Source organism: Mesorhizobium sp. CU3 (genome assembly GCF_006442965.1).
In the GTDB taxonomy this organism is placed as follows: domain Bacteria; phylum Pseudomonadota; class Alphaproteobacteria; order Rhizobiales; family Rhizobiaceae; genus Mesorhizobium.
The window spans coordinates 87,357-112,352 of the sequence record NZ_VFWX01000011.1; the positions used below are offsets into that span (position 1 = coordinate 87,357).

Consider the following 24,996-nt stretch of genomic DNA (forward strand, 5'->3'; position numbering starts at 1 on the left):
TCGATGAAGGACAAGTTATCGCTCGCCATGGCCAGGCGCATTGCGCTCGGCGCGCAGGGTTTTACCGACCCGCGTCCAGGCGGCACGCCCGACCGGCGCCACCTCGCGCGCGTGCTCTCCCGCACCGGCCTTTTGCAGATCGATTCCGTCAGCGCCGTGGTGCGCGCGCACTACATGCCGCTTTACTCGCGCCTCGGCCCCTACCCGCTCGCGCTGCTCGACAATGCCGCCGTCACCCGCAAGCGCAGCGTCTTTGAATACTGGGCGCATGAGGCTTCCTTCCTGCCCGTCGAGACCTGGCCGCTGATGCGCTGGCGCATGCTGCGCGCCGAACAGGGCGACGAAATGTATCTCGGCCTCGCCAAATGGGGCCGCGAGCGCAAGGCAATGATCGACGAGATCTATAAGGAGGTGGCCGAACGCGGCCCGATCGCCGCTTCCGACATCGAGGGCCACAAGGGCAATGGCGGCTGGTGGGGCTGGAGCGAGGCCAAGCACGCCTTCGAATGGCTGTTCTGGGCCGGCCGCATCACCACCGCCTACCGGCGCGGCTTCGAACGCTACTACGACCTGCCCGAGCGTGTTTTGCCGCAAGCCGTGCTCGACCTGCCTGTACCCTCGGTCGAGGATGCGCACCGCGAATTGCTGCGCATTTCCGCCCGCGCCCACGGCATCGCCACCTATGGCGACCTGCGCGACTATTTTCGGCTTGCACCCGGCGACACGAAGGATCGCATCGAGGAACTGGTCGAGATGGGCGAGTTGCTGCCGGTTCAGGTCGAGGGCTGGGACAGGACTGCCTACCTCCACAAGGACGCCCGTTTCCCGCGCCGCATCGAAGCGCGCGCCCTGCTCGCCCCCTTCGACCCGGTCGTCTTCGAGCGCACGCGGACCGAAAAACTCTTCAATTTCCGCTATCGCATCGAAATCTACACGCCGGCCGAAAAGCGCCAATACGGCTATTACGTGCTGCCCTTCCTGCTCGGCGACCGGATCGTCGCCCGAGTCGACCTGCGCGCCGACCGCCCTGCCGGCGTGCTGCGCGTCCCTGCCGCCTATGCCGAGCCGGGCGCACCGCCGGAGACGGCCGCCCAGCTCTTCGAAGAACTGAAGCAGATGCAGGGCTGGCTCGGCCTGGAGCGGATCGAGGTCACGCCCGCCGGCGATCTCGGACCGGCGCTGGTTGACATCGCGACGTCGCACCCTGCGTTGACAGGTTAGCGCCTCTAAGCCTAAATCCGCCACAGACGGTCTTCTCCCGGCAAAGGGAGGAGCCAAGAGGGAATGCGGTGCGGGCGAAATGCTCAAATCCGCGGCTGTCCCCGCAACTGTAAGCGACGAGCCAAGGCCGAAAACCACTGGGATGTTCCCGGGAAGGCGGCATTCAAGGCGACGACCCGCGAGCCAGGAGACCTGCCGTCTGAGACAAATGAATCCGATCGCCCGGCGGGTTTCCGGGCAAGGAGCACGGTTTTTGGACCACAATGGCAGTTTTTCGGCTGGCACAGCGGGCAATGCGTCCGACGATGATGACGCTTTTGCCGGCGTGACGATCATCGTCTGCTCGTCCTGCCGCGACGAGACCGGTTCCGACGCCCATCCGCGTGCCGGCACGCTGCTCGCCGAGGACACGCGCCGGGCTGCCTCGGGCGATAAGATCAATATCCGCACTGTCGAATGCCTCGGCAATTGCAAGCGCCGGCTGAGCGCGGCGCTGCTGCGCGACGGCTGCTGGAGCTACGTCTTCGGCGATCTGACCGCAGCCAGCGGCGCCGACCTCGTCACCGGCGCAAAACTCTTCGCCACATCGAGCGACGGCCTCATCCCCTGGCGCGGCCGGCCCGATTCCCTCAAGCGCGGCCTTGTCGCCCGCATCCCTCCCCTCGACATGCTGAAGGACTGACCATGAACGCCCCAAACTCGGCCGCCAATCTCTCCCGTGTGCCTTGCACCGTCGTCACCGGTTTCCTCGGCGCCGGCAAGACGACGCTGGTCCGTCATTTGCTGGAGAATGCCGGCGGCAAGCGCATCGCCATCATCGTCAACGAGTTCGGCGACATCGGCATCGACGGCGAGATCCTGAAGGGTTGCGGCATCGACACCTGCCCGGAGGAGAACATCGTCGAATTGGCCAATGGCTGCATCTGCTGCACGGTCGCCGACGATTTCGTGCCGGCGCTCGACCAGATCCTGTCGCTCAGCCCCAAGGTCGACCACATCCTGATCGAGACGTCCGGCCTTGCTCTGCCGAAGCCGCTGGTCCAGGCTTTTCAATGGCCGACGGTGAAGAGCCGGGTGACGGTCGACAGCGTCGTTGCCGTGGTCGACGGCCCGGCGCTGGCCGAAGGCCGCGTCGCCAACGACATGGATGCGCTCCAGGCGCAGCGCGTCGCTGACGACACGCTCGACCACGACGACCCGGTCGAGGAAGTGTTCGAGGACCAGATCGCCTGCGCCGACCTGATCATCCTGTCGAAGAACGATTTGATGAACGCCGCAGGCTCGGCCCGCGCCAACACCATCATAAACGAACATTCGGCCCGCGCCGTGAAGATCGTGCCGACCTCGCATGGCAAGGTCGATCCCTCGGTGCTGCTCGGCCTCGGGCTCGCCGTCGAGGACGACATCGAGAACCGCAAGTCGCACCATGACGGCGCCTTCGACCACGAGCATGACGATTTCGACACTTTCATCGTCGACATTCCCGCGATCGCCAACCCGGACGAACTGGCCAGGCGTGTCGCCACCGCTGCCGAGCAGGAAAACGTCTTGCGCGTCAAAGGCTTCGTCGAGGTCGGCGGCAAGCCGATGCGGCTTCTGCTGCAGGCCGTCGGCCCGCGCGTCAACCACTATTACGACCGCGCCTGGACGGCCGAGGACGACCGCCGCTCGCGGCTTGTCGTCATCGGCCTCAAGGGGCTGAACCGCCCGGCGATCGAGCGTATCCTCGCCGGCTGAGGCAAAACCGGACTACGATGCATATCCTCACCACCACATCCGCTTCGCTCGACGATCTCGCCGAGCCGATCGATCTCAGGCAGACGCCTGCGGACGTGGTGGCGCTGTCCTTCACCGACAGCGACCTGGCAGGACTGGCGGCGGCGTGGAAGGCCGATGCGCAACGGCTGCCCTCGATGCGGCTGGCGGCATTGCGCGACCTGCGTCACCCGATGTCGGTCGACCTGTGGATCGACAGCGTCGCCCGCCACGCCAGGGTCATTCTGGTCCGCATCCTCGGCGGCTACGACTGGTGGCGCTATGGCTGCGACCAGCTTGCCGCAGTGGCGCGCGAACGCGGCATCAAGCTGGCGCTGCTCCCCGGCGAAAGCCACGACGAGGATTTGCGCCTGATCGAAGCCTCGACGCTGCCGCGCTCGGAGTTGGACGCGCTGCTCGGCTATTTCCGCGAGGGCGGCCCGGCCAATATGGCAGCGCTGGTGCGGAGGTTGGCGAGGCTTGCGGGGGCTGAGGCGGCGGTGGCTGAGCCAGTCGGCGTACCAAAGGCTGGGTACTATCAGCAGGGGGTTGGAGTTTTAGAGAAGCCAGACGTTTCGAAGGTCGGCGCTCCCGTCATCCCCATCCTCTTCTACCGCTCAATGCTGCTGGCCGCCGACGTCGCGCCAATCGACGCACTTGTCGACGCCCTGCGCTCGCAAGGCCTCACCCCGGTGCCGATCTTCGTGTCCAGCCTCAAGGACCCGGCATCTCTGGACTTCGTCGAAACAGCCCTTGCCGCACTGAAGCCGTCTGCCATCGTCACCGCCACCGCCTTCGCTTCCGGCGCCGAGCCCGGCACTGAGACCCTGTTCGACCGCTCCGGCGTCCCGGTGTTCCAGGTCATCGTCGCGACGACCAGGCGCGAGGTGTGGGAGCAGAACCAGCGCGGCCTGGCCCCCGCCGATCTCGCCATGCATGTCGTTCTGCCCGAGCTCGACGGCCGCATCCTCGCCGGCGCGATCTCCTTCAAGGGCGAGATCGAGACCGACCCGGCGCTGGCTTTTCGCGCTTTCGCCAACAGGCCAGAGGCGGATCGTATCGCGCAGGTCGCCAAGCGCATCGCGACGTTCATCCGCTTGCAAAAGACGGAGCGGTCCGAGCGCAAGCTGGCGATCTTCATCCCCGACTATCCGAGCGCGCCGGGGCGGACCGGTTACGCGGTTGGGCTGGATGTGCCGTCCAGCGTGCTTGCCTTGCTGCATGACCTGAAGGAACAGGGCTATGCGGTTGAAGGGATTCCGCAATCGCCGCGGGGGTTGTTGGATGCGTTGGAGGTTGGCGTATCCGGGCTTAGGTTGGAGGACTACGCCGCCTTTTCAGTTGAAATGCCTAAGGCAGCGCGTGATGCATTAGAGGCGGCGTGGGGAACGGCCAATGACGAAGGTCACGTCAATGCGCCCCCCTCTGGCCTGCCGGCCATCTCCCCCACGAGGGGGGAGATTGAGCTGTCGTCCGCGCTTTCGCCAATCTCCAGCCCTGTTAGGGATGAGCCGGCGTCGAAACTGCTGATCTCCCCCCTCGTGGGGGAGATGTCCGGCAGGACAGAGGGGGGCGCGACAGAACGCCAGCATTTGCCAGCCGCCCCCAAACACTTCCCCTTCCGCGCCGCCACCTTCGGCAACGTCACCGTGGCGCTCGCTCCCGATCGCGGCCGCTCGGCGGACCGCCGCGCCGACTACCACGACCCGACGCTACCGCCGCGCCACGAGCTGATCGCCTTCGGTCTCTGGCTGCAGAAATCGCTCGGAGCCCATGCCATCATCCATGTCGGCGCGCACGGCACGCTGGAATGGCTGCCCGGCAAGACCGTAGCGCTCTCCGACGCCTGTTTCCCCGAAATCGTCACCGGCTCGCTGCCGGTCATCTACCCCTTCATCGTCTCCAACCCCGGCGAAGCTGCGCAGGCCAAGCGCCGCATCTCGGCTGTCACGCTCGGCCATCTGCCGCCGCCGCTGACCGGCGCCGGCCTCGACGAGAACCAACAGAAGCTGGAACGGCTGGTCGACGAATATGCCCAGGCCGACGGTCTCGACCGCCGCCGCCGCGATCGTCTCGCCAAGCTGATCGTCGAGACGGCGCGGAAAACCGGGCTTGCCTCGGAAGCCGGCGTTGCCCGAACCGATGCGCCAGACGAGGCGCTGCGCCGCATCGATGCCTGGCTCTGCGACCTCAAGGATTTCGCCGTCAAGGACGGCCTGCACATCTACGGCCGTTCGCCGGACGGCGAGACCGATGCGCTGCGCCGCCAAAGCGCCGAAGCCGAACGGACCGCCCTGCTCGCCGCCCTCGACGGCCGTCATATCAAGGCTGGCCCCGCCGGCGCGCCGGCACGCGGCCGCTCCGACGTCCTGCCGACCGGCCGCAACCTCTTCACCGCCGACCCGCGCGCCATGCCGACGCCGACCGCCTACGATCTAGGCCAGGCGGCGGCGGAAGAAGTGGTGCGCAGCTATATGCAAAGCCATGGCGACTGGCCGCGCTCGCTGGTCATCGACCTTTGGGGCTCGGCCTCGCTGCGCACTGGCGGCGAAGAGATCGCGCAAGGCCTGGCGCTGATGGGCTGCCGCCCGCAATGGGATGCCGCGACCGGCCGCGTCACCGGCATCGAGGTGCTGCCGCCGGCAGCGCTCGGCCGCCCGCGCGTCGACGTCACCTGGCGCATTTCCGGCCTGTTCCGCGACATGTTCCCGACCCAGATCGCGCTCATAGACGCCGCGGCGAATGCGGTCGCCAGCCGCGACGAGGACGATTCGGAAAACCCCTTGGCCGCGGCGACCCGCGCACAAGGCAAGGTCGGCCCGCGCATTTTCGGCACTTCGCCCGGCACCTACGGCGCTGGCGTCGAGGATTTGCTGTCGCGCGGCGAATGGGGTGTCCGTGAAGAGATCGGCCGCGCCTATCTCGACGCCACCTCGCACGCCTATGGCGGCGCCGACGGCGAAGGCATCGCCTCCCCAGGCGCCTTCGAAACCCGCATCGCCGAGGCCGACCTGCTCGTCCACACCGGCGACGATCCCGGCCGCGATATCCTCGAAGGCTCCGCCGACGTCGCCTTCATCGGCGGATTCTCGGCGGCACTTGCTGCGCTTGGCAGGAACGCCGACGTCATCGTGCTCGACACCACCGATCCGCAGAAGCCGAAGCCGCGCTCGGTCGGCGAGGCGGTATCGCGCGTGGTCCGCGCCCGCGCCGTCAATCCGCGCTTCATTGCCGGCCAGATGCGTCATGGCCCGCGCGGCGCCTCGGAATTCGCCGAGACGGTCGACCGTCTTGTCGGCTTCGCCGAGACCACCCACGCCATTTCAGGCGCACTGATCGAGGCAGTACATGACGCCTATCTCGGCGATTCGGATGTCCGTGCTTTCATCCTGCGCGAGAACCCGGCGGCAGCAAAAGTCATCGCCGAGCGATTCCTCTCAGCGCGGCGGCGCGGCCTCTGGCACCCGCTCCGCAACTCCATCGACGACGATCTCACGGCGTTGATCGCAGAGGCCCAGGCAACCGGGGTGGCGGCATGAACGCCTTCTCGCGACGCGGCGCCTGCCCTGCCCTCAGCGCGCCGATGCAGACCGGCGACGGGCTGCTTGTGCGGCTCAATCCGGTCGCGGGAGGACTTTCTCCCAAGCAACTGATCGGACTCGGCGAATCCGCTTTGCGCCATGGCAACGGCATCATGGAGGTGACCGCACGCGGCAGCCTGCAGATACGAGGGCTCACGGCGGAAAGCGCAAGGCTGCTGGCGGCGGAAGTCGATGCGCTGGGCATTGCCGTGCGCAGCGGCGTGCCGGTCGAAACCGGGCCGCTGGCGGGGATTGATCCGCAGGAGATCGCCGATCCTCGCCCGCTGGCGGGGCGTATACGGACGGCGATTGAGGAGGTTGGGCTTACGGCAAGGCTGGGACCGAAAGTGTCGGTAGTTGTCGATGGCGGCGGGCAGCTGACGATGGATTCGGTGACGGCTGATGTCCGGTTGAAGGCTACAAGGACCGGCACCGACATCCTTTGGAGCGTTTCGGTTAGTGGCAACGGCCGAAGCGCGAAGCCGCTTTCGACGGTCGATCCGGATGCCGCACGCGACATCGCTGTGGCGGCACTACGGATGGTCGCTGAGAAGGGCAGAGAGGCGCATACCCGCGATTTGTCGGCGCGGCAGCTGGCCTCGCTCGCGGGCTGGCATTCCTTCGCGCCCCCCTCTGTCCTGCCGGACATCTCCCCCACGAGGGGGGAGATCAGCAGCTTCACTGCCGACTCCCTCCTTGTGGCGAACCCACGTGTTTCGACTTCCGCGAGTGGCGAAACCGTCGGCGACGGCTCAATCTCCCCCCTTGTGGGGGAGATGTCCGGCAGGACAGAGGGGGGCGCCGTAGAGCGCCCTCACCCGCCGATTGGCCTTTTCAACCTCGACACCAGCCACGCTCTCGGCATCGGCCTGCCCTATGGCAGCATGCCGGCCCAGCCCCTCGTCGACCTCACCAAGCAAGCCGCAAACCTCTGCGCCACCGAAATCCGCCTCGCCCCAGGCCGCGCTTTGCTCTTCCTCGGCCTCTCCCCATCCGCCTGCGCCTCGCTGCAAGCTACCGCCACCACCGTCGGCTTCGTCACCTCCGCCGCCGACCCGCGCACCCGCATCGCCGCCTGCCCCGGCACGCCGGCCTGCGCCTCCGGCCGCATCGCCACCCGCGACATCGCCGAGACGATCGCCAAACAAAGCCCCGACCTCTTCGACGCCTCGCTGACCCTTCACATTTCCGGCTGCGCCAAGGGCTGTGCGCATCCCGGCGCAGCCGCGCTCACAGTCGTCGGTGACGAAAACGGGGCCGGACTTGTCGTGGACGGGACGGCAAAGGCCCTTCCTGCCGGATACAGGCCGGGCTATGACGCCGCGCGCGGGGTCGCCGCCATCGCGGCGGCGGTCCGCGAACGACATCCTGGCGAAACCGCCGCCGCCTGCCTGGCAAGGCTTGGCGCGGCGAATGTCGCCGAACTCTATCGACGGAACCAGTGAATGGCCGCCTACGACTATATCCACGACGGCAACGCGATCTATGAGCGCTCCTTCGCCATCATCCGCGCCGAGGCGGACCTTTCGCGCTTCTCCGAGGCGGAAGCCGATGTCGCCATCCGCATGATCCATGCCTGCGGCCAGGTCGAAGCGGCCAGGAATTTCGTCTTCTCCAGCGATTTCGTCGCCGCCGCTCGTAGCGCCCTCGCCGCCGGCGCGCCGATCTTCTGCGACGCCGAAATGGTCGCCCACGGCGTCACCCGCGCCCGCCTGCCGGCCGGCAACGAGGTGATCTGCATGCTGCGCGATCCGCGCACGCATGAGATCGCGAAAGACATCGGCAACACCCGCTCCGCTGCGGCGATCGACCTCTGGGGCGAGCGCATGGCCGGCTCCGTCGTCGCCATCGGCAACGCGCCGACCGCGCTTTTCTATCTGCTCGAAAAACTGCGCGACGGCGCGCCGAAGCCGGCCGCGATCATCGGCATGCCGGTCGGCTTCGTCGGCGCCGCCGAATCCAAGGACGCGCTGGTGGAAAACTCCTATGGCGTGCCTTACGCCATCGTACGCGGCCGGCTGGGCGGCAGCGCCATGACCGCCGCCGCGCTGAATTCCCTAGCGAGGCCCGGCCTGTGAACGCGATCCCGAAAGGCCGCCTCGTCGGCGTCGGCACCGGTCCCGGCGACCCGGAGCTTCTGACGCTGAAGGCCGCGCGTGCGCTCGCCGAAGCCGACGTCGTCGCCTATTTCGCCAAGCGCGGCAACAACAGCAATGCCCGCGCCATCGTCGAGGCGCGCTTCCGGCCGGAGATGGTCGAGTTGCCGCTGCTCTATCCGGTCACGACCGAGATCGACAAGGATCACGACGACTACCGCGCGCAGATCGCCGATTTCTACGAGCGGTCCGCCGAGCAGGTCGCCGAGCATCTCGGCGCCGGCAGGATGGTCGCGGTGCTGTCGGAAGGCGATCCGCTGTTCTACGGCTCCTACATGCATTTGCATGTGCGGCTGGCGCATCGCTTCCCGACCGAAGTCATCCCGGGCGTCACGGCCATGTCCGGCTGCTGGTCGCAGACCGGCCTGCCGATCGTCCAGGGCGACGATGTGCTGACGGTGCTGCCCGGCACGATGAGCGAGTTCGAATTGACGCGGCGCCTCGCCGACACCGATGCCGCCGTCATCATGAAGGTCGGCCGCAACCTGCCAAAAATCCGCCGCGCGCTGGAAGCCACCGGCAAGCTCACAAAAGCTGTCTATGTCGAGCGCGGCACCATGCCGGGCAGCGTTTCCATGCGGCTCGCCGACAAGCAAGACGACAAGGCGCCCTACTTCGCCATCGTGCTGGTCGCCGGCTGGTCGGCCCGCCCGGGGGCCAAGCCATGAGCGGCCGCCTCACCGTCATCGGCCTCGGCCCCGGCAATGCCGACCAGGTTACGCCGCAGGCGGCTCAGGCCGTGGCGGACGCTGCCTTCTTCTATGGCTACAAGCCCTATCTCGACCGGCTCGAGCTGCGCCCGGACCAGACCCGCATCGCCTCCGACAACCGCGAAGAGCTTGCCCGCTCCAAAGAGGCGCTGACCAAGGCTGCCGAGGGCCATAGCGTCGCCGTCGTTTCCGGCGGCGACCCCGGCGTGTTCGCGATGGCTGCGGCCGTCTGCGAGGCGATCGAAGCAGGTCCCGCCGAATGGCGCACCATCGACCTCTCGGTCGTCCCGGGCGTCACCGCCATGCTGGCGGTTGCCGCCCGCATCGGCGCACCGCTCGGGCATGATTTCTGCGCCATCTCGCTCTCCGACAATCTGAAGCCCTGGGACCTGATCGAGCTGCGCCTGCTGGCCGCGGCCGGCGCCGGCTTCGTCATCGCGCTTTACAACCCGATCAGCAAGGCGCGTCCCTGGCAGCTTGGCCGCGCCTTCGAATGCCTGAAGGCGATCCTGCCCGGCACCACGCCGGTGATCTTCGGCCGCGCCGCCGGCCGGCCCGACGAGCGCATCGAGGTTTTTCTCTTGGCCGACGCCGATGCGGAGAAGGCCGACATGGCCACCTGCATCATCATCGGATCGCCCGAGACCCGCATCATCAGGCGCGGCGAGAAGCCGGCGCTGGTCTACACGCCGCGTTCGGCCACGGGCGCGAAAAGATGATCGACCTGGGCGGCCAACGCATCGATGGTTGCGGCCGACGGCACGTCCGGCAAGGGCGGGCGGCGGAGCATGACCACCTCGATGCCGAGCGCCCGCGCCGCGGCGATCTTGCCATAGGTCGCGTCGCCGCCGCTGTTCTTCGAAACGACGGCGTCGATGACGTATTGTTCGAGCAGCGCGCGCTCGTCCGCTTCCGGAAAAGGTCCGCGCGCCAGCAAATAGAGCGCATCCGGCACCGCCAGCTTCGGTTCGACCGGATCGACGCTGCGGATCAGATAATGGTGCTTCGGCGCGGCCTCGAAGGCGCCGGCCTCCTGCCGGCCGATCGCCAGGAAGACGCGGCGCGGCGCCTGACCCAGCGCCTTTGCCGCTTCGGCGACGCTGTCGACCAGCGTCCAGCGATCGCCCGCCGCAGGCTCCCAGCCCGGACGCCGCAGCGCCAGGATCAGCACGCCAGTCTGCCTAGCCGCTTCGGCGGCATTGGCCGAGATCCGGGCGGCGTATGGATGTGTGGCGTCGATCAGCAGATCGACGTGCTCTTCACGAAGATAGGCCGCCAACCCTTGAGCGCCGCCAAAGCCGCCGGTTCGCACCGGCACGCCTTGTGCGGCCGGGCTTTCGGTACGGCCGGCAAGCGACAGCGTGACCGCGAAATCCGCGCGGAGCGCCAGCTTTCCGGCCAGTTGCCGGGCTTCCGTCGTGCCGCCGAGGATCAGGATACTGTGGGTCATCATGCCTGCTAAGGGTCCGCGCGCCGCCAAGCCCGCCTCGAAGTGGCTCACCATCGTCGGCATCGGCGAGGACGGTGTAGCGAGTCTCGGCGACGAGGCCAAGCAGAGCATCGCCGAAGCGAAAATCGTCTTCGGCGGGAAGCGGCATCTCGCCCTCGTCGCAAACCTGACCAAGGGCGAAGCCCGCCCATGGCCGACGCCCTTCGACGCCGAAATGCGCGACGTGCTCGCGCTTGCGGGCAAGAATGTCTGCGTGCTGGCTTCCGGCGATCCGTTCTTCCACGGCGTCGGCGTCACGCTGGCGCGCAAGGTGAAGCCGGATGAGATGCTCGTCCTCCCGGCGCCCTCCTCTCTGTCGCTCGCGGCATCGCGCCTCGGCTGGGCTTTGCAGGATGTCGAAACCATCTCGCTGCATGGCCATTCGATCGACCTGATCCGGCCCCTGCTCCACCCCGGCGCGCGCATCCTGACGCTGACCTCCGACGGCGACGCCCCGGCAGCCATCGCCGCGCTGCTCGACGAACTCGGCTTCGGCCCGTCGCGGCTAACCGTCCTGGAGTCGCTTGGTGGTACGGATGAGGCGCGTCGCACCACCCGCGCCGACGCTTTCGATCTCAAAAACATCAACCCGCTCAACGTGCTGGCGCTCGACATTGAATCGACGCCGGATGCGCGTATCCTGCCTTTGACCGTCGGCCTCGCCGACCATCTGTTCGAGCATGACGGCCAGATCACCAAGCGGGAGATCCGCGCCATTACGCTGTCGGCGCTGGCGCCGCGGCGTCGCGAACTGCTGTGGGACATCGGCGCCGGCTCCGGCTCGATCGGTATCGAGTGGATGCTGGCACATCCGTCCATGCGCGCCATTGCCATCGAGGCCAATGGCGAACGCGCCGCGCGCATCACCCGCAACGCCGCGCATTGCGGCGTGCCCGGCCTTGTCGTGGTCGAAGGCGCCGCGCCCAAGGCGTTCGCCAAACTCGAAACGCCCGACGCCATCTTCATCGGCGGCGGCGGCAGCGATGCCGGCGTGCTGGAGAAGGCGATCAAGGCGCTGCGCCCCGGCGGCCGGCTCGTCGCCAATGCAGTGACGCTGGAGATGGAAGCGCTGCTGCTCGCCGAGCACAACAGGCGCGGCGGCGACCTCACCCGCATCGCGCTGTCGCGCGCGGCGCCCGTCGGCTCCATGCAGGCCTGGCGTCCGGCCATGCCGGTCACGCAGTGGAGCTGGGTGAAACCATGATGGTCGCGGGCATCGGCAGCCGCAAAGGCGTGAGCGTCGAAGAAGTGCTGGCGGCTATCGGGGCCGCGATTGAGGCGCATGGCCTCACAATAACGGCGCTTTCGGCGCTGGCGACGACCGAATTCAAACACAACGAAGATGCCATTTTCGCTGCCGGCCGTGAACTCAACCTCCCTGTAATAGTGGTTGATGCTTCCAGCTCCGACGCGTCACTCCCCCTCACCCGGCCTCCGCTTCGCTCGGCCGACCTCTCCCCAAGGGGAGAGGAGATGACCGGCGCCGCTGCCATTCTCTTCTCCCCCACGGGGAGAAGGTGGCCCGAAGGGCCGGATGAGGGGGCGTCTCTGCTCAGTCATTCGGATCTGTCGCAGAGCCGCGCCGGAACGCCGTCGGTTTCGGAGGCGTCCGCCCTTGCGGTTGCCGGGGCAGGTGCGAGGCTGCTGGGGCCACGCACCGTGCTTGGCCCGGTTACCTGCGCCATCGCCATCAGCGGAGACGCGCCATGACCGTACATTTCATCGGCGCCGGTCCGGGCGCGGCCGACCTCATCACGCTGCGCGGCGCGCGGCTCCTGGCCAGTTGCCCGGTGTGCCTCTATGCCGGCTCGATCGTCGCGCCGGAGCTGCTGGAACATTGCGCGCCGGGCACCAAGCTGATCGACACCGCGCCTATGTCGCTAGATGAGATCGAGGCCGAATATGTCGCCGCGCACAAGGCTGGCCACGACGTCTCCCGCCTGCATTCCGGCGACCTTTCGGTGTGGAGCGCCGTGGCCGAGCAGATCAGGCGCCTGGAAAAGCACGATATCCCCTATACGCTGACCCCTGGCGTGCCCTCTTTCGCCGCTGCCGCGGCCGCACTTCGCCGCGAGCTCACCATTCCGGAACTGGCGCAAAGCCTGGTGCTGACACGCGTCTCCGGCCGGGCCTCGAAAATGCCGCCGGGCGAGACGCTGGCCGGCTTCGGCCGCACCGGCGCCACGCTTGCCATACATCTTGCCATCCACGCCATCGACCGTGTCGTCGCCGAGCTGACGCCCTTCTATGGCGCCGAATGCCCTGTCGCGGTGGTCTTCCGCGCCTCCTGGCCCGACGAGCGGATTCTGACCGGCACGCTCGGCACCATCGAAGCGCTGCTGGCGAAAAATCCGATGGAGCGCACGGCCATCATCTTCGTCGGCAGCGCGCTCGCCGCGCAGGATTTCGGCGAAAGCTCACTCTATGACGCCCATTACCAGCGGCGTTTTCGCGGACGGGACGGACTGTGAACGGCAGCGCCAACATAAACGGACGGGCAAATGTCGAGCAGGCGCTGGCGCGGCTGAACTTCAAGCCGCGCGAACTGGAACCCGGCCATGTCTGGCTGGCCGGTGCCGGCCCCGGCGACCCTGGTTCGCTGACGCTGGAGGTGCTGGCCGCGCTCGGCCAATGCGACGCGCTGGTCTACGACGCGCTGGTCTCGCCCGATGTCGTCGCGGTCGCGCAAGGGGCCGAGCTGTTCTACGCGGGCAAACGCGGCGGCAAGCCGTCGATGAAGCAGGACGACATCACCGCCCTTCTGGTGAAGCTGGCGCGCGATGGCCGCCGCGTCGTGCGGCTGAAGGGCGGCGACCCCTATATCTTCGGTCGCGGCGGCGAGGAAGCGCTCGCTTTGGCGCGCGAGGGAATCCCGTTCCGCGTGCTGTCCGGCCTCACGTCCGGTCTAAGCGCTTTGGCCGCGACCGGTATTCCCGCAACCATGCGCGGCATCAACAAGGCCGTCATCCTCGCCACCGGCCATGCCGCCGGCACCGATGACGACATCGACTGGGCGGCGCTCGCTCGCACCGGGCAGCCGATCGTCGTCTATATGGGCATGGCCAATCTGCCGCTGATCGCGGCGGCACTGCTCGAAGGCGGGCTGGCGCCGTCGACACCGGTCGCTGTGATCGTTTCCGCGACCACGCCGCAGGAACGCATCCTCGTCGCCACGCTCACCACCATCGCCGAGGAAGCGGCTGCCGCCGGCCTCGCCTCGCCGGCACTGATCGTTGTCGGTGGCATCGTCGCCATGCGCGCGGCACTGGCGGGCGAAGCATGACGGCGCGCGCGATCATCATCGGCGCGCCGCGCTCCGGCTCTGGCAAGACCAGCGTCACCATCGGCCTGTTGCGCGCGCTGGCGCGGCGCGGCCTGAAGGTACGTGGCGCGAAATCCGGACCTGACTATATCGACCCCGGCTTCCACACCGCCGCGACCGGACTCTCCGGCGTCAATCTCGACAGCTGGGCGATGTCGCCTGCCCTGCTCAACGCGCTGGCCGCGCAGGCGGCCGACGACGCCGACTACATCATCCTTGAAAGCGCCATGGGCCTCTTCGACGGCATTCCGGCGCTCGAGGGCCGCACGGGTTCGGCCGCCGACCTCGCCCGGCTCTACGGCCTGCCGGTGCTTCTCGTCCTCGACGTTTCCGGGCAGTCGACCACGGCGGCCGCCGTCGCCAAGGGCTTTGCGACCTACGATCTCGATGTGCGCATGGCCGGCGTCGTGCTCAACCGCCTCGGCAGCGAGCGCCATCGCCGCCTCTCCGGCGACGCCATCGAGGCGATCGGCCTTCCGGTGGTCGGCGCCATCCTGCGCGATCCGACGCTCAATCTGCCGGAGCGGCATCTGGGACTTGTGCAGGCCGGCGAATACGAGAACCTGATGGCGCATCTCGACCGGCTCGCCGACATGGTCGAAAAATCGCTCGACATCGACGCCATCCTCAAGCTGGCGACACCTTTGCAGCCCACGCCCGGCAACTTCGCCGACGCCCTGCAGCCACCGGCGCAACGCATCGCGCTGGCGGAAGACGCGGCCTTCACCTTCCTCTATCCGCATGTCGCCAACCATTGGCGCAAGGCCGGCGCCGAGATCGTGCCGTTCTCGCCGCTGGCCGACGAAGCGCCGGCCGAAGACTGCGAGGTCTGCTGGCTGCCGGGCGGCTATCCCGAACTGCATGCCGGCAAGCTGGCCGCCGCGACGAACTTCCAGGCGGGAATGGCGCGCTTTGCGGCGACGAAACCGGTTCACGGCGAGTGCGGCGGCTTCATGGTGCTAGGCGAAGCACTGGAGGACGCCGACGGTCAAAGCCACAAGATGCTCGGCCTGCTCGGACATTCGACCAGCTTCGCCAAACGCAAGATGAACCTCGGCTATCGCGAGGCACGGCTGCGCGCCGCCTGCCCGCTGGGCCCTGAAGGCACGCTGATCCGGGGTCACGAATTCCACTATGCGCAGATGACCGCGACCGGCAATGACGAGCCGCTGGCCGATCTCGCCGACGGCCAGGGCAATCCGCTCGGCGCCTCCGGCTACCGGCGCGGCCATGTCAGCGGCACCTTCTTCCATGCCATTGCGAGGGGCGCATGAGCGGCCTGTCCGAACCGCGCCAGTTCCTCGACGATATTGGCCTCAGCCTCGTCTTCTTCACGCGGCTGAGACTGCCCTCGAGCGATTTCGGCGGCCGCAGCCTTGCCGATGCGATCTGGGCCGCGCCCTTCGCCGGTCTTGCCGTGGCGGTCATCGGCGCGCTGGTCTACGCGATCACCTCCAGACTTGGTCTCGCCAGCGGCCCGGCTTCGGCGCTGACGCTTGCCGCGACCATGCTCGCCACCGGCTGCCTGCATGAGGACGGGCTTTCCGACATCGCCGACGGTTTCTGGGGCGGGCGCACGCGCGATCGGAAGCTGGAGATCATGCGCGACAGCCGCATTGGCGCCTATGGCGCGGCGGCGCTGGGCGCCTCGCTGCTGATCCGCTGGAGCGCGTTGTCGGAACTGGCCGGCCCCGGCCACGTCTTCCTGGCGCTGCTCGCCGCCCATGCCGCCTCTCGCGGACTGTTCGGCGCCTTCATGCATCTGCTGCCGCCGGCTCGCGCCGACGGACTGTCGGCTGGTGCCGGCTCGGTCACCGCCGAAACCGCCATCATCGGCGCCGCGCTCGGCGCCGTGGCGCTGCTGGCGCTCGGCCTCGGCGGCGCCATCGTCGCGCTTATCCTGCTTGCCTTGCTCTTTGCCGCCTTTCGCGCGCTCTGCCTCAGCCAGATCGGCGGCCAGACCGGCGACACGATCGGCGCGCTGCAGCAGCTGGGCGAGATCGCGGTGCTGCTCGTCGCTTCCGTTTGCCTTTCCTGATTCTGTTTCGGAGACTTCTTCCCCATGCCCTTCAAATCGCTCGAAGACCTTCGCGCCGCCTGCCTCGACCTGTCCGCCGGCAGCGATAGCGCCGCCGCTGCCGTCGCCAAGCGCCAGGACACGCTGACCAAGCCGCCGGGCAGCCTCGGCCGTCTGGAGACGGTCGCCGCCTGGCTGGGCCGCTGGCAGGGCCGCGACATGCCGAAGCTCGACGATGTGAAAGTGTTCGTCTTCGCCGGCAATCACGGCGTCACCGCCCAGGGCGTCTCAGCCTATCCGTCCGAGGTCACCGTACAGATGGTGGCGAACTTCGCCGGCGGCGGCGCTGCCATCAACCAGTTGGCCCGCATCGCCGGCGCCAAGCTCGACGTCATCCCGCTCGATCTGGAGCACCCGACCGGCGATTTCACGCAAGTCCCGGCGATGGACGAACAGGCTTTCCTCGCCGCCGTCTCGGCCGGCTACGATGCGGTGAGCAAGGATCTCGACCTCGTCTGCTTCGGCGAGATGGGCATCGGCAACACCACGCCGGCCGCGGCGATCTCGACCGCGCTGTTCGGCGGCGGCGCGGAAAAATGGACCGGACGTGGCACCGGCGTCGACGATGCCGGCCTGCAGCGCAAGGTGGTGGCGATCGAGGCTGGCCTGAAGCGCCATGCCGACGCGCTGTCCGACCCGCTCAAGATCGCGGCTGCCTTGGGCGGGCGCGAGCTCGCCGCCATCTTCGGCGCCACGCTCGCCGCGCGCAAGAACAACGTGCCGGTGCTGCTCGACGGCTTCGTCTGCACCGCCGCCGCGGCACCCTTGGCCAGGCTGCATCCGACCGGCCTCGCCCACACCGTTGCCGCGCACGTCTCGGCCGAAGCCGGCCACCGGCGTCTGCTCGAAGCGCTCGGCCTGCCGCCGCTGCTCGACCTCGGTATGCGTCTCGGCGAAGGCTCCGGCGCTTGTCTCGCCGTCAACATCGTGCGCTCGGCGCTGGAGTGCCATACGAGAATGGCGAGCTTTGCCGAGGCAGGCGTATCGGAGAAGTAAACTCCGTCGAAATTTCAACACTGTTGAAACATCGAAATAACGTCATCTTGATCATTCCATGAGACGTAGATGTCTCATTGGGAGATCAAGCGATGTATTTGAAATGTCTAATATCCATTGCATTTCTTGCTGGGGCGGCTTTGCCCGCCCTTGCTCAGGAGCAGTATGTCCGGCCGCTTCGCCCCGGCGAGGATGGATCGTCCAGGATCCAGTCGTCGATCTCGATGACGCTTCCAGTCAAGGATGACGAGGATGCTACTGCACAGCAGCAGGTCGCGCTCCGCGCCTTCTACAAAACCGCTGCCGGCAGCTGCGCTATGGTGCTCGAGACCGTCGCCGACACCTGCGAGATCGTCGGCATGACAACCAACGTCAACGCCCGCGACCGCAGTGCCGGCGGCTATGGCGGCGCGCAGGTCACGGTGACCGGCCAGATCACGATGAAGGTCAAATTCAAGGCCAGCCTCAGCAAGACGGCGCAGTAGCCGGGCTCCATTGCCAGCGGAACCAGTTCCAGGCCGCCACGTTTCCGCTGGCGGCTCGGAGGATCACTGGAATGGGCAGCATTGCAGCCAAACCGCCGACACGCGGGATCTGGCCCTTGCAATTGTTGAATTTTTTCATGGCCGATGCCCAGGCAGGCATCGGCCCTTTCCTTGGCGTGTTCCTTCTGGCGCATGGCTGGGAAAGCGGCGCCATCGGCACCGTCATGACGATCGGCGGCGTGGCAGGTATGGTCATGACGACGCCCGCCGGCGCGCTGGTCGATGCGACCATGCGCAAGCGCCTCTATGTCGTCGTCCCCGGAGTTTGCGTGATCCTGGCCTCCGCGATCATCCTTCTGTCGCAGGAGTTCTGGCTGGTCGCCGCCTCGCAGATCGCGACCGCAATTGCCGGAGCCGCGATCGGCCCGGCGATCACCGGCATCACGCTCGGCATGGTCAACCAGCGCGGCTTCAACCGGCAGAATGGCCGTAACCAGGCCTTCAACCATGCCGGCAATGTGGTGGGGGCAGCGCTTTCAGGCTATCTCGGCTGGAAGTTCGGCTTCACCGCCGTGTTCTGGTTGGCCGCCGCCTTTGGCCTGCTTTCGATTGTCTCGGTTCTCGCCATTCCAAGCGATGCCATCGATCACCGTGTTGCACGCGGCCTGAGGGAAGATGGACCTGCGCAAGGTCATGTTAGCGGGCTTCAAGTTCTCGTCGAGTGCCGCCCGCTGCTGATTCTCGCGGCCGCACTGGCGCTTTTCCATCTCGGAAATGGTGCCATGCTGCCGCTTTACGGGCTGGCAGTCGTCGACAAGGCGGGAGCCGATCCGGCCGGCTTCGTCGCCATCACCATCGTTGTCGCGCAGGCGGTGATGATCGTCGTCTCGCTCCTCGCCATTCGTCTGGCCGAGAAGCGCGGCTACTGGCTTGTCCTGCTGATCTCGTTTCTGGCGCTGCCCATTCGGGGTCTGATAGCCGCCCATTCGATGTCGGTCTGGGGCGTGTATCCTGTCCAGGCGCTGGACGGCATAGGCGCCGGCCTGCAGGGCGTGGCGGTGCCGGGCCTTGTCGCCAGGATCCTCAACGGCACCGGCCGCATCAATGTCGGCCAGGGCGCGGTGATGACCGTGCAAGGGCTTGGCGCCTCGCTCAGCCCAGCGCTTGGCGGCTGGATTGCGCAGGAGATGGGCTATGGCGCGGCGTTCCTCATTCTCGGCGGCTTCGCGCTGGGATCGATTGCGTTGTGGCTCGGATTCGCCAAACTCCTCGGCCCAGCCTGCGCCTCGCAACCAGAGGAGAGCGCTGGCGCGCCTATGGCTCAGGCCAGTCCACCGGCGTAAGCGGCAAAGCCCGCCACCTGATCAGCGAAAATCTACTAAGTCTTTGAAAGATTTGGTGGGTGTGCACAGGATCGAACTGTGGACCCGCTGATTAAGAGTCAGCTGCTCTACCAACTGAGCTACACACCCACGCCGCCGGAAACTCAGCGTCGGCGGGCATATAGCCGCCGATGTCCGTCCTGTCCAGCCCTGCCTGAATCATTTCCCGACAAATCGCTAACGCATGATCCCGAAAAGTGGATTCCGGTTTTTGGAAGAGATCATGCGCGCAGTGAAACGGCGCAGGTGTCACACGAATAGCTTGCCTTCCGCGACCTTGATGGCATGACCACCGATGCGCGCCGAGGCCAGCTTGCCGCCATCGACATTGAGCTCCAGACGGATGCGCGAGGGCCGGCCCATTTCCAGCCCCTGCTCGATCCAGAGCTGCGAGGTGCCGTCGGTGGGAGCATCGAAATGCATGATGGCGCCGGCAAAGGCCGCCGCCGCCGAGCCTGTGGCCGGGTCCTCGTAGGACGGCGTGCCGGGCACGATCATGCGCACATGGAAGGCGCTGTCGTGGTGCACCGTCTCGCGGCAATAGACGTAAGGGCTGGCAAAGGCCCATTCGCTCTTGCGCGGCGCGAGTTCCGACCATGCCTGGTTGTCCAGCCTGATCTTGGCCGCCGCCTCCAGATCCGCGACCGGAATGGTGACGTAAGGCACGCCCGCAGACCAGAACGAGATGCGGTGATTCTCGAAACCGAGCTCGTGCGGGGCAAGGCCGAGGGCTGCGCCGATCGCCTCCGGATCGGCCTTGAGTTCCAGCTGGTCCGGCAGCTTCGCCAGATCGAACTCGGCGAAGGTCAAGCCATCATGCGCGCTGACCGCACAGCGGACCGGGCCGATATTCTCTTCCAGCACGAAGATACCAGCCTCCTCGCCGGCCAACTTTGCGAGCGCGATCGCCGAGCCGACGGTCGGGTGGCCTGCAAACGGCATTTCATAGTCGGGTGTGAAGATGCGGATGCGGTTGCGGTGCTTGGGATTGTCAGGCGGCAGCACGAACACTGTCTCCGACAGATTGAATTCGCGCGCGATCGCCTGCATGCCGGCAGTGTCGAGGCCATCGCAGTCGAACACCACGGCAAGCGGATTTCCAGCCAGCCGTTCCGTCGTAAACACATCGTAAAGCAAGTAATTGCGCGCCATGGGGAAAACCTTTCGCCTTGCCTCGAACTTCCGCCTCAATCCCAACATGAGGGAAATTTAATTTGAAATTCGAACCTTAAGGCCTGATTTGTACACGGATAGGGACATCAATTTTCAGCATAGGGGTCCGGCGTGGACCAGATTGTCAATCCGCCAAGGACGGAATCGGAGCCGTCCATAGAAACGGCCCTCGGTCTCGACCGCAAGGGCGTGAGTCGCAAGCGCCGCCGCTTCTGGCTTTACGCCGTAATGGCCATCGCGATCCTCCTGGTCGGGATCGGGGCCTACCAATGGTACGCTGCCGCGCCGCCCAGGTTCGAATACACGACCGTACAGGCCGCGAACGCCGATCTCACCGTCGAAGTCTCGGCGACGGGAACGCTGCAACCGCTGACCCAAGTCGATATCTCGAGCGAATTGTCCGGCATCGTCCGCTCGGTCGCGGCCGTCGAAAACCAGCAGGTCAAGAAAGGCGACGTGCTGGCGACGCTCGACACTGCCAAGCTGGAGGTACAGATCGAACGCGCCGAAGCCTCGGCCAAGGCGGCGGCGGCGAGCGTCGAGGACGCCAAGGTCACGCTGCAGGAAAACGAGAACGCCGTGGTGCGCGCCAGCGCGCTGACCAAGCGCGGTATGGCGACGGACCAGTCGCTGGAAGCGGCGACCGCGACCCGCGATCGCTCGAAGGCCGCGCTGGACAGTGCCGAGGCCAATCTCGCCATCGCCCAGGCCGATCTCAAGGCGCAGCAGACGGATCTGGCGAAAAGCACCATCTACGCGCCGATCGACGGCATCGTGCTGACGCGCTCGGTCGATCCCGGACAGACGGTCGCTTCCTCTTTGCAAGCGCCGGTGCTGTTCGTCATCGCAGCCGATCTCAGGAACATGGAATTGCAGGCGGCGGTCGACGAGGCCGATATCGGCCAGGTCAAGCCCAGCCAGCATGCCCGCTTCACCGTCGATGCCTTTCCTGACCGGCCCTTCGACGCCGAGATCCGCGACATCTCCTATGCATCCGTCACTACGGACGGCGTCGTCACCTACAACGCCAGGCTCGAGGTCGATAACAGCGAGCTTTTGCTGAGGCCCGGCATGACCGCGACAGTTTCGGTCGTCACCAAGCAGGAAAAGGGCGTGCTCACCGTGCCCTCGACCGCCTTCCGCTACCGCCCGGCGCAACAGGCCGAGCGCGGCTGGAGCCTGCGCGACCTGTTTACCGGCCGCATGGGCCGGCCGAACCGGCAGCGCGAGGCGACCAAAATGCCGACCGACGGCTCGCGCACGCTCTATGTGCTGGAAAACGGACGGCCGCGCCCGGTCAAGGTCAAGGTCGGCTCCAGCGACGGCGAGCTCACCGAAATCACCTCCGGCCTCGACGCAGGCGCCGAGGTCATCACCGGCGCGCAGCAGCGGAGCTGACGCGATGCCTTCTCCCTTGCTGATCACCTTCGACAAGGTCTGGAAGAGCTATGGCGAGGGCGAGGCGCGCGTGCATGCGCTGGCCGGCGTCGATCTCGCGATCCGCCGCGGCGAATTCGTCGCCATCATGGGACCCTCCGGCTCCGGCAAGTCGACGGCGATGAACATCATCGGCTGTCTCGACACGCCGACAGCCGGAACCTATTCCTTCATGGGCATCGACGCCGGCCGTCTCGACCGCAACCGCCGTGCACTGCTCCGCAACCTCTATGTCGGTTTCGTCTTCCAAGGCTACAATCTGTTGCCGCGCACCACGGCGGCCGAAAATGTCGAGCTGCCGCTGATCTATCGCGGCGTGGCCGCGCGCGAGCGCCGCGATCTCGCCATGCAGGCGCTGGCCGAGGTCGGCCTGGTCGGGCGCGAGCATCATACGCCTGCCGAGCTGTCGGGCGGCCAGCAGCAGCGTGTGGCCATCGCGCGCGCCATCGTCACAAGGCCGACGCTGCTTGTCGCCGACGAGCCGACCGGCAATCTCGACACTGCGCGCACGCATGAGATCATGGAACTGCTGACCAGGCTCAACGCCGATCTCGGGCTCTCCATCGTCATGGTCACGCATGAGGCCGATGTCGCCGACTATGCCGGCCGCACCATCCGCTTCCTCGACGGCCACGTCGCATCCGACACCTTGAAGACGGAGGCAGCGGCATGATCTGGGAGACCGTCCGCCTCTCGCTGCGCTCGATCCGCCGCAACGTGCTGCGCTCGTTCCTGACGCTGCTCGGCATCGTCATCGGCGTCGCCGCCGTCATCGCCATGCTCACCATCGGCTCCGGCACGACGCAAAAGGTCAAGGCCGATATTTCCAAGCTCGGCAGCAATCTGCTCGTCGTGCGCGCCGGCCGCCCGGCGGGTCCCGGCGGGCCGGGTGGCCTCGACCAGGCCGTGCGGCCGCTGGCCGAGAAGGATGTGACGGCGCTGGTCGCGCATCTCAGCGGTGCTCGCGCCATCTCGCCCGCCTCGCAAAAGCAGGTCCGCGTCATCTTCGGCACCGAAAGCCTGACCTCGGGCGTGACGGGCACCGACAGCGCCTATCTCGACGCGCGCGACTGGAAGCTGGTGTCGGGCCGGCCGTTCAGCGATTCCGAAACCCGAGCCGGCGCCGGCGTGTGCCTGATTGGCGAGACCGTGCGCCAGCAGTTCTTCGGCGCCGGCGATCCGGAGGGTGAGATCATCCGCGTCAACCGCACCTCCTGCAAGATCATCGGCTTGCTCGAGCCGAAGGGCTATACCGGCTTCGGCCAGGACCAGGACAATGTCGTCCTGATGCCGCTGCATGCCTATCAGCGACGCATTGCCGGCAACCGCGACATCGACAACATCTACATCGCCGCCGACGACCGCACGCCGACCAGCGAGCTACAGCCGCGCGTCGAGGACATTTTGCGCGACACGCGCCGCGTCACGCCGGATCGCGATCCCGATTTCGCCATCCGCGACATGACCCAGATCGCCGACGCCATGGCAAGCGCCACCACCACCATGACCGGCATGCTCGGCGCGGTGGCCGGCGTCAGCCTTCTCGTCGGCGGTATCGGCATCATGAACATCATGCTGGTCTCGGTGACCGAGCGCACGCGCGAGATCGGCATCAGGCTGGCGATCGGCGCCCACGAAAAGCACATCCTCATCCAGTTCCTGGTCGAGGCGACGGTGCTGTCACTGCTCGGCGGCATTATAGGCATCCTGATCGGGTTGGGCCTCGCCGGCCTCGCCTCGGCGACGCTGACGATACCTTTCGCGCCGAGCCCTGCCGTCATCCTGCTCGCCGTCGGCTTCTCGGCGCTGATCGGCATGGTGTTCGGCTTCTTCCCGGCGCTGCGCGGCGCAAGGCTCGATCCGATCGACGCGCTCAGGCACGAATAGCGGCCTGGCGGGGATCAGCCGTCAGAGTTCTGCACCGGCGCGACTTTGCGCGCCGAGCCAAAGCCGAATGACCAGCCAAGGTTCACGGCAAGTCCCGCCAGCAGGATCAGGACCAGCCCGGCGCCCTGCATGGCGGTTGTCGAGCGGCCGAACACAAAGAAGTCGGACAGCAGGGCGGCGACCGGATTGAGGAACGATCCCGCCGCAATGATCGTGATCGGCAGCCTTGGATATGACGAATAGAGCAGGATGTAGACGACGCCGGTGTGGATGACGCCGAGGCCGACAAGCCAGCCCCACATGCCGTTGCCGCCGTTTTGCAGCGCGGAGAGGTCGACGAACGGTGCGAAAACGACGATGCCTATCAGACAGTGAATGGCGCTGAGAACGCTGGGCTTCACCGATTTGACGGCGCGGGTGGTCAAGGTGGTGGCGGCGTAGAGCAACGACGCGACAAGCGCCAGGCCGACGCCGATCAGAAAGTCATGATCCGCCCGCATGACGCCGAGTTTCGGCACGATGGTGAGCACGAGGCCAAGGAAGGCTACGCAAATCCATCCCAATTTGTCCCGCGACAGTCCCTCCTTGAGCAAGAGCGCTCCGGCCAGCACGATCCAGAACGGCTGCAGATGATAGATGATCGTCGCAAAGCCGATCGAGGTCAGCTTGAAGGCCTGGAACAGGGCGACCCAGTTCAGGACCAAGCAGACGCCGCTGACGAGCACCAGCGGCCATAGCGGCCTCTGCGTGATGAAGAGGCTCCTCCACCCCTCCCGCAGGCAGCTCCAGCCGACAAGCGCTATCGTGCCGAAGACGCAGCGAAAGAAGATGACGTTGAGCGTCGGTTGGCCCGACTCGATGGAAAACAGGCCGGCCGTGCCGGATATCGCCATGCCGGCAGAGAGCATGATCGCCGCCTGGCCCAGCCCCGATCTCGCTTCCACTGCCATTCGATTTCGCTTTCACTCGGCTTCATTCACCGCTTCGCAGCCGAATAGTTGCGGGCTCCTCATGCATGAAGAGCCACTTGCAAAATGGCGCTCGACCAGCGGAAATGAAATCAGGCAATCGAAGCAGGAACGAACCAATGAGCTACAAGGGGCGGGTGTCGATCGCGGTCGTCGTCATCGAGGCTGCCCTTGCCGGCATCTGGTGGTATCTCGCCCGCTACGGCATGGCCAATCCCGACCGCGTCGCTTCCAACTTCCAGGAAGTGGTCGGCCAGACCATGGGAACGGCGATGGGCGGCTTTCTCGGCCTCAGCCTGATCCTGTTCTTCGTCGCCGCCCGCAACGACAGGAAAAAGCGGCAGGGCTGATCCGGTC

The 24,996-nt window shown here is 66.7% G+C and carries 24 protein-coding genes, 1 tRNA gene and 1 riboswitch; of the genes, 21 read left to right on the forward strand and 4 right to left on the reverse strand.

Features of this window, described 5'->3' with window-relative positions:
• Positions 1–3: 3 nt before the first annotated feature.
• The 8 genes from FJ988_RS18190 to FJ988_RS18225 all read left to right on the forward strand — a co-directional run bounded on the left by FJ988_RS18190 (position 4) and on the right by FJ988_RS18225 (position 10,142).
• Positions 4–1,221, forward strand: coding sequence for a winged helix-turn-helix domain-containing protein (locus FJ988_RS18190; RefSeq protein WP_140819728.1), 1,218 nt, complete (start codon positions 4–6; stop codon positions 1,219–1,221).
• Between the two features lie 10 nt (positions 1,222–1,231).
• Positions 1,232–1,436: riboswitch (cobalamin riboswitch) on the forward strand.
• Positions 1,437–1,474: 38 nt separating this feature from the next.
• Positions 1,475–1,903 (forward strand): DUF1636 family protein, encoded by a 429-nt coding sequence (locus FJ988_RS18195; protein WP_140819729.1) that lies wholly within the window; start codon positions 1,475–1,477, stop codon positions 1,901–1,903.
• Between the two features lie 2 nt (positions 1,904–1,905).
• Entirely contained in the window at positions 1,906–2,958 is a 1,053-nt protein-coding gene (gene cobW, locus FJ988_RS18200; RefSeq protein WP_140819730.1) for a cobalamin biosynthesis protein CobW, read from the forward strand.
• A gap of 17 nt (positions 2,959–2,975) precedes the next feature.
• Positions 2,976–6,515 carry a cobaltochelatase subunit CobN gene (cobN, locus tag FJ988_RS18205; RefSeq protein ID WP_140819731.1) on the forward strand — a complete coding sequence of 1,180 codons (3,540 nt, stop codon included), beginning with the start codon at positions 2,976–2,978 and terminating at the stop codon, positions 6,513–6,515.
• A complete protein-coding gene (gene cobG / locus FJ988_RS18210; protein WP_140819732.1) occupies positions 6,512–8,002 on the forward strand; it encodes a precorrin-3B synthase in 1,491 nt (496 codons plus the stop codon). Before cobN ends, cobG begins: the two co-directional genes overlap by 4 nt.
• Positions 8,003–8,635, forward strand: a complete 633-nt coding sequence (locus FJ988_RS18215) for a precorrin-8X methylmutase (protein ID WP_140819733.1) — start codon at positions 8,003–8,005, stop codon at positions 8,633–8,635.
• Positions 8,632–9,381 carry a precorrin-2 C(20)-methyltransferase gene (locus FJ988_RS18220; protein ID WP_140819734.1) on the forward strand — a complete coding sequence of 250 codons (750 nt, stop codon included), beginning with the start codon at positions 8,632–8,634 and terminating at the stop codon, positions 9,379–9,381. Before FJ988_RS18215 ends, FJ988_RS18220 begins: the two co-directional genes overlap by 4 nt.
• Entirely contained in the window at positions 9,378–10,142 is a 765-nt protein-coding gene (locus FJ988_RS18225; RefSeq protein WP_140819735.1) for a precorrin-3B C(17)-methyltransferase, read from the forward strand. Before FJ988_RS18220 ends, FJ988_RS18225 begins: the two co-directional genes overlap by 4 nt.
• Here the strand turns inward: FJ988_RS18225 and FJ988_RS18230 are convergent.
• Positions 10,106–10,873 (reverse strand): cobalt-precorrin-6A reductase, encoded by a 768-nt coding sequence (locus FJ988_RS18230; protein ID WP_140819870.1) that lies wholly within the window; start codon positions 10,871–10,873, stop codon positions 10,106–10,108. The genes FJ988_RS18225 and FJ988_RS18230 overlap by 37 nt on opposite strands.
• Position 10,874: 1 nt before the next feature.
• Here FJ988_RS18230 and cbiE point away from each other — a divergent pair, with 1 nt between their 5' ends.
• The 9 genes from cbiE to FJ988_RS18280 all read left to right on the forward strand — a co-directional run bounded on the left by cbiE (position 10,875) and on the right by FJ988_RS18280 (position 19,135).
• Complete coding sequence (gene cbiE / locus FJ988_RS18235) at positions 10,875–12,116, forward strand: precorrin-6y C5,15-methyltransferase (decarboxylating) subunit CbiE (RefSeq protein ID WP_140819736.1); 1,242 nt, start codon at positions 10,875–10,877, stop codon at positions 12,114–12,116.
• The gene (locus FJ988_RS31200; RefSeq protein WP_246688585.1) at positions 12,113–12,622 is read left to right on the forward strand and encodes a cobalamin biosynthesis protein; all 510 of its coding nucleotides are present in this window, start codon (positions 12,113–12,115) and stop codon (positions 12,620–12,622) included. Before cbiE ends, FJ988_RS31200 begins: the two co-directional genes overlap by 4 nt.
• Positions 12,619–13,383 carry a precorrin-4 C(11)-methyltransferase gene (gene cobM / locus FJ988_RS18250; RefSeq protein ID WP_140819737.1) on the forward strand — a complete coding sequence of 255 codons (765 nt, stop codon included), beginning with the start codon at positions 12,619–12,621 and terminating at the stop codon, positions 13,381–13,383. The genes FJ988_RS31200 and cobM overlap by 4 nt, the downstream gene beginning before the upstream one ends.
• Complete coding sequence (gene cobA, locus FJ988_RS18255; RefSeq protein ID WP_140819738.1) at positions 13,380–14,195, forward strand: uroporphyrinogen-III C-methyltransferase; 816 nt, start codon at positions 13,380–13,382, stop codon at positions 14,193–14,195. Before cobM ends, cobA begins: the two co-directional genes overlap by 4 nt.
• Entirely contained in the window at positions 14,192–15,508 is a 1,317-nt protein-coding gene (locus FJ988_RS18260; RefSeq protein WP_140819739.1) for a cobyrinate a,c-diamide synthase, read from the forward strand. Before cobA ends, FJ988_RS18260 begins: the two co-directional genes overlap by 4 nt.
• A complete protein-coding gene (locus FJ988_RS18265; protein WP_140819740.1) occupies positions 15,505–16,272 on the forward strand; it encodes an adenosylcobinamide-GDP ribazoletransferase in 768 nt (255 codons plus the stop codon). The genes FJ988_RS18260 and FJ988_RS18265 overlap by 4 nt, the downstream gene beginning before the upstream one ends.
• A gap of 24 nt (positions 16,273–16,296) precedes the next feature.
• A complete protein-coding gene (cobT, locus tag FJ988_RS18270; protein WP_140819741.1) occupies positions 16,297–17,307 on the forward strand; it encodes a nicotinate-nucleotide--dimethylbenzimidazole phosphoribosyltransferase in 1,011 nt (336 codons plus the stop codon).
• Positions 17,308–17,447: 140 nt separating this feature from the next.
• Entirely contained in the window at positions 17,448–17,792 is a 345-nt protein-coding gene (locus tag FJ988_RS18275) for a hypothetical protein (RefSeq protein ID WP_246688586.1), read from the forward strand.
• Between the two features lie 80 nt (positions 17,793–17,872).
• Entirely contained in the window at positions 17,873–19,135 is a 1,263-nt protein-coding gene (locus tag FJ988_RS18280; RefSeq protein ID WP_210242774.1) for an MFS transporter, read from the forward strand.
• 53 nt (positions 19,136–19,188) lie between these two features.
• Here the strand turns inward: FJ988_RS18280 and FJ988_RS18285 are convergent.
• Positions 19,189–19,264, reverse strand: a tRNA-Lys gene (locus FJ988_RS18285).
• Between the two features lie 159 nt (positions 19,265–19,423).
• Positions 19,424–20,326 carry a PhzF family phenazine biosynthesis protein gene (locus FJ988_RS18290; protein WP_140819744.1) on the reverse strand — a complete coding sequence of 301 codons (903 nt, stop codon included), beginning with the start codon at positions 20,324–20,326 and terminating at the stop codon, positions 19,424–19,426.
• A gap of 132 nt (positions 20,327–20,458) precedes the next feature.
• Between FJ988_RS18290 and FJ988_RS18295 the strand changes: the two genes are divergently transcribed.
• Genes FJ988_RS18295 through FJ988_RS18305 form a run of 3 tightly spaced genes read left to right on the forward strand, consistent with a single transcriptional unit; the run spans position 20,459 to position 23,671 of the window.
• Entirely contained in the window at positions 20,459–21,745 is a 1,287-nt protein-coding gene (locus FJ988_RS18295; RefSeq protein ID WP_140819745.1) for an efflux RND transporter periplasmic adaptor subunit, read from the forward strand.
• A gap of 4 nt (positions 21,746–21,749) precedes the next feature.
• Positions 21,750–22,457: an ABC transporter ATP-binding protein gene (locus FJ988_RS18300; RefSeq protein WP_140819746.1), complete on the forward strand. Its 708-nt coding sequence runs from the start codon at positions 21,750–21,752 to the stop codon at positions 22,455–22,457.
• Positions 22,454–23,671: an ABC transporter permease gene (locus FJ988_RS18305; RefSeq protein WP_140819747.1), complete on the forward strand. Its 1,218-nt coding sequence runs from the start codon at positions 22,454–22,456 to the stop codon at positions 23,669–23,671. Before FJ988_RS18300 ends, FJ988_RS18305 begins: the two co-directional genes overlap by 4 nt.
• Positions 23,672–23,685: 14 nt before the next feature.
• Here the strand turns inward: FJ988_RS18305 and FJ988_RS18310 are convergent, their stop codons facing one another.
• Positions 23,686–24,621, reverse strand: coding sequence for a DMT family transporter (locus FJ988_RS18310; RefSeq protein WP_140819748.1), 936 nt, complete (start codon positions 24,619–24,621; stop codon positions 23,686–23,688).
• Positions 24,622–24,758: 137 nt separating this feature from the next.
• Here FJ988_RS18310 and FJ988_RS18315 point away from each other — a divergent pair, with 137 nt between their 5' ends.
• On the forward strand, positions 24,759–24,989 hold the full coding sequence (locus FJ988_RS18315) for a hypothetical protein (protein ID WP_140819749.1): 231 nt from the start codon (positions 24,759–24,761) through the stop codon (positions 24,987–24,989).
• Positions 24,990–24,996 lie beyond the last annotated feature (7 nt).

What these genes read in the sequence shown, in the direction of transcription:
- FJ988_RS18300 (WP_140819746.1), top strand. Translation starts at nt 21,750, where the DNA reads ATGCCTTCTCCCTTGCTGATCACCTTCGACAAGGTCTGGAAGAGCTAT.
- FJ988_RS18315 (WP_140819749.1), top strand. Translation starts at nt 24,759, where the DNA reads ATGAGCTACAAGGGGCGGGTGTCGATCGCGGTCGTCGTCATCGAGGCT.
- cobT (WP_140819741.1), top strand. Translation starts at nt 16,297, where the DNA reads ATGCCCTTCAAATCGCTCGAAGACCTTCGCGCCGCCTGCCTCGACCTG.
- cobW (WP_140819730.1), top strand. Translation starts at nt 1,906, where the DNA reads ATGAACGCCCCAAACTCGGCCGCCAATCTCTCCCGTGTGCCTTGCACC.
- cbiE (WP_140819736.1), top strand. Translation starts at nt 10,875, where the DNA reads ATGCCTGCTAAGGGTCCGCGCGCCGCCAAGCCCGCCTCGAAGTGGCTC.
- FJ988_RS31200 (WP_246688585.1), top strand. Translation starts at nt 12,113, where the DNA reads ATGATGGTCGCGGGCATCGGCAGCCGCAAAGGCGTGAGCGTCGAAGAA.
- cobN (WP_140819731.1), top strand. Translation starts at nt 2,976, where the DNA reads ATGCATATCCTCACCACCACATCCGCTTCGCTCGACGATCTCGCCGAG.
- FJ988_RS18260 (WP_140819739.1), top strand. Translation starts at nt 14,192, where the DNA reads ATGACGGCGCGCGCGATCATCATCGGCGCGCCGCGCTCCGGCTCTGGC.
- cobG (WP_140819732.1), top strand. Translation starts at nt 6,512, where the DNA reads ATGAACGCCTTCTCGCGACGCGGCGCCTGCCCTGCCCTCAGCGCGCCG.
- FJ988_RS18310 (WP_140819748.1), bottom strand. Translation starts at nt 24,621, where the DNA reads ATGGCAGTGGAAGCGAGATCGGGGCTGGGCCAGGCGGCGATCATGCTC.
- FJ988_RS18290 (WP_140819744.1), bottom strand. Translation starts at nt 20,326, where the DNA reads ATGGCGCGCAATTACTTGCTTTACGATGTGTTTACGACGGAACGGCTG.
- FJ988_RS18190 (WP_140819728.1), top strand. Translation starts at nt 4, where the DNA reads ATGAAGGACAAGTTATCGCTCGCCATGGCCAGGCGCATTGCGCTCGGC.
- FJ988_RS18225 (WP_140819735.1), top strand. Translation starts at nt 9,378, where the DNA reads ATGAGCGGCCGCCTCACCGTCATCGGCCTCGGCCCCGGCAATGCCGAC.
- FJ988_RS18215 (WP_140819733.1), top strand. Translation starts at nt 8,003, where the DNA reads ATGGCCGCCTACGACTATATCCACGACGGCAACGCGATCTATGAGCGC.
- cobM (WP_140819737.1), top strand. Translation starts at nt 12,619, where the DNA reads ATGACCGTACATTTCATCGGCGCCGGTCCGGGCGCGGCCGACCTCATC.
- FJ988_RS18305 (WP_140819747.1), top strand. Translation starts at nt 22,454, where the DNA reads ATGATCTGGGAGACCGTCCGCCTCTCGCTGCGCTCGATCCGCCGCAAC.
- FJ988_RS18230 (WP_140819870.1), bottom strand. Translation starts at nt 10,873, where the DNA reads ATGACCCACAGTATCCTGATCCTCGGCGGCACGACGGAAGCCCGGCAA.
- FJ988_RS18265 (WP_140819740.1), top strand. Translation starts at nt 15,505, where the DNA reads ATGAGCGGCCTGTCCGAACCGCGCCAGTTCCTCGACGATATTGGCCTC.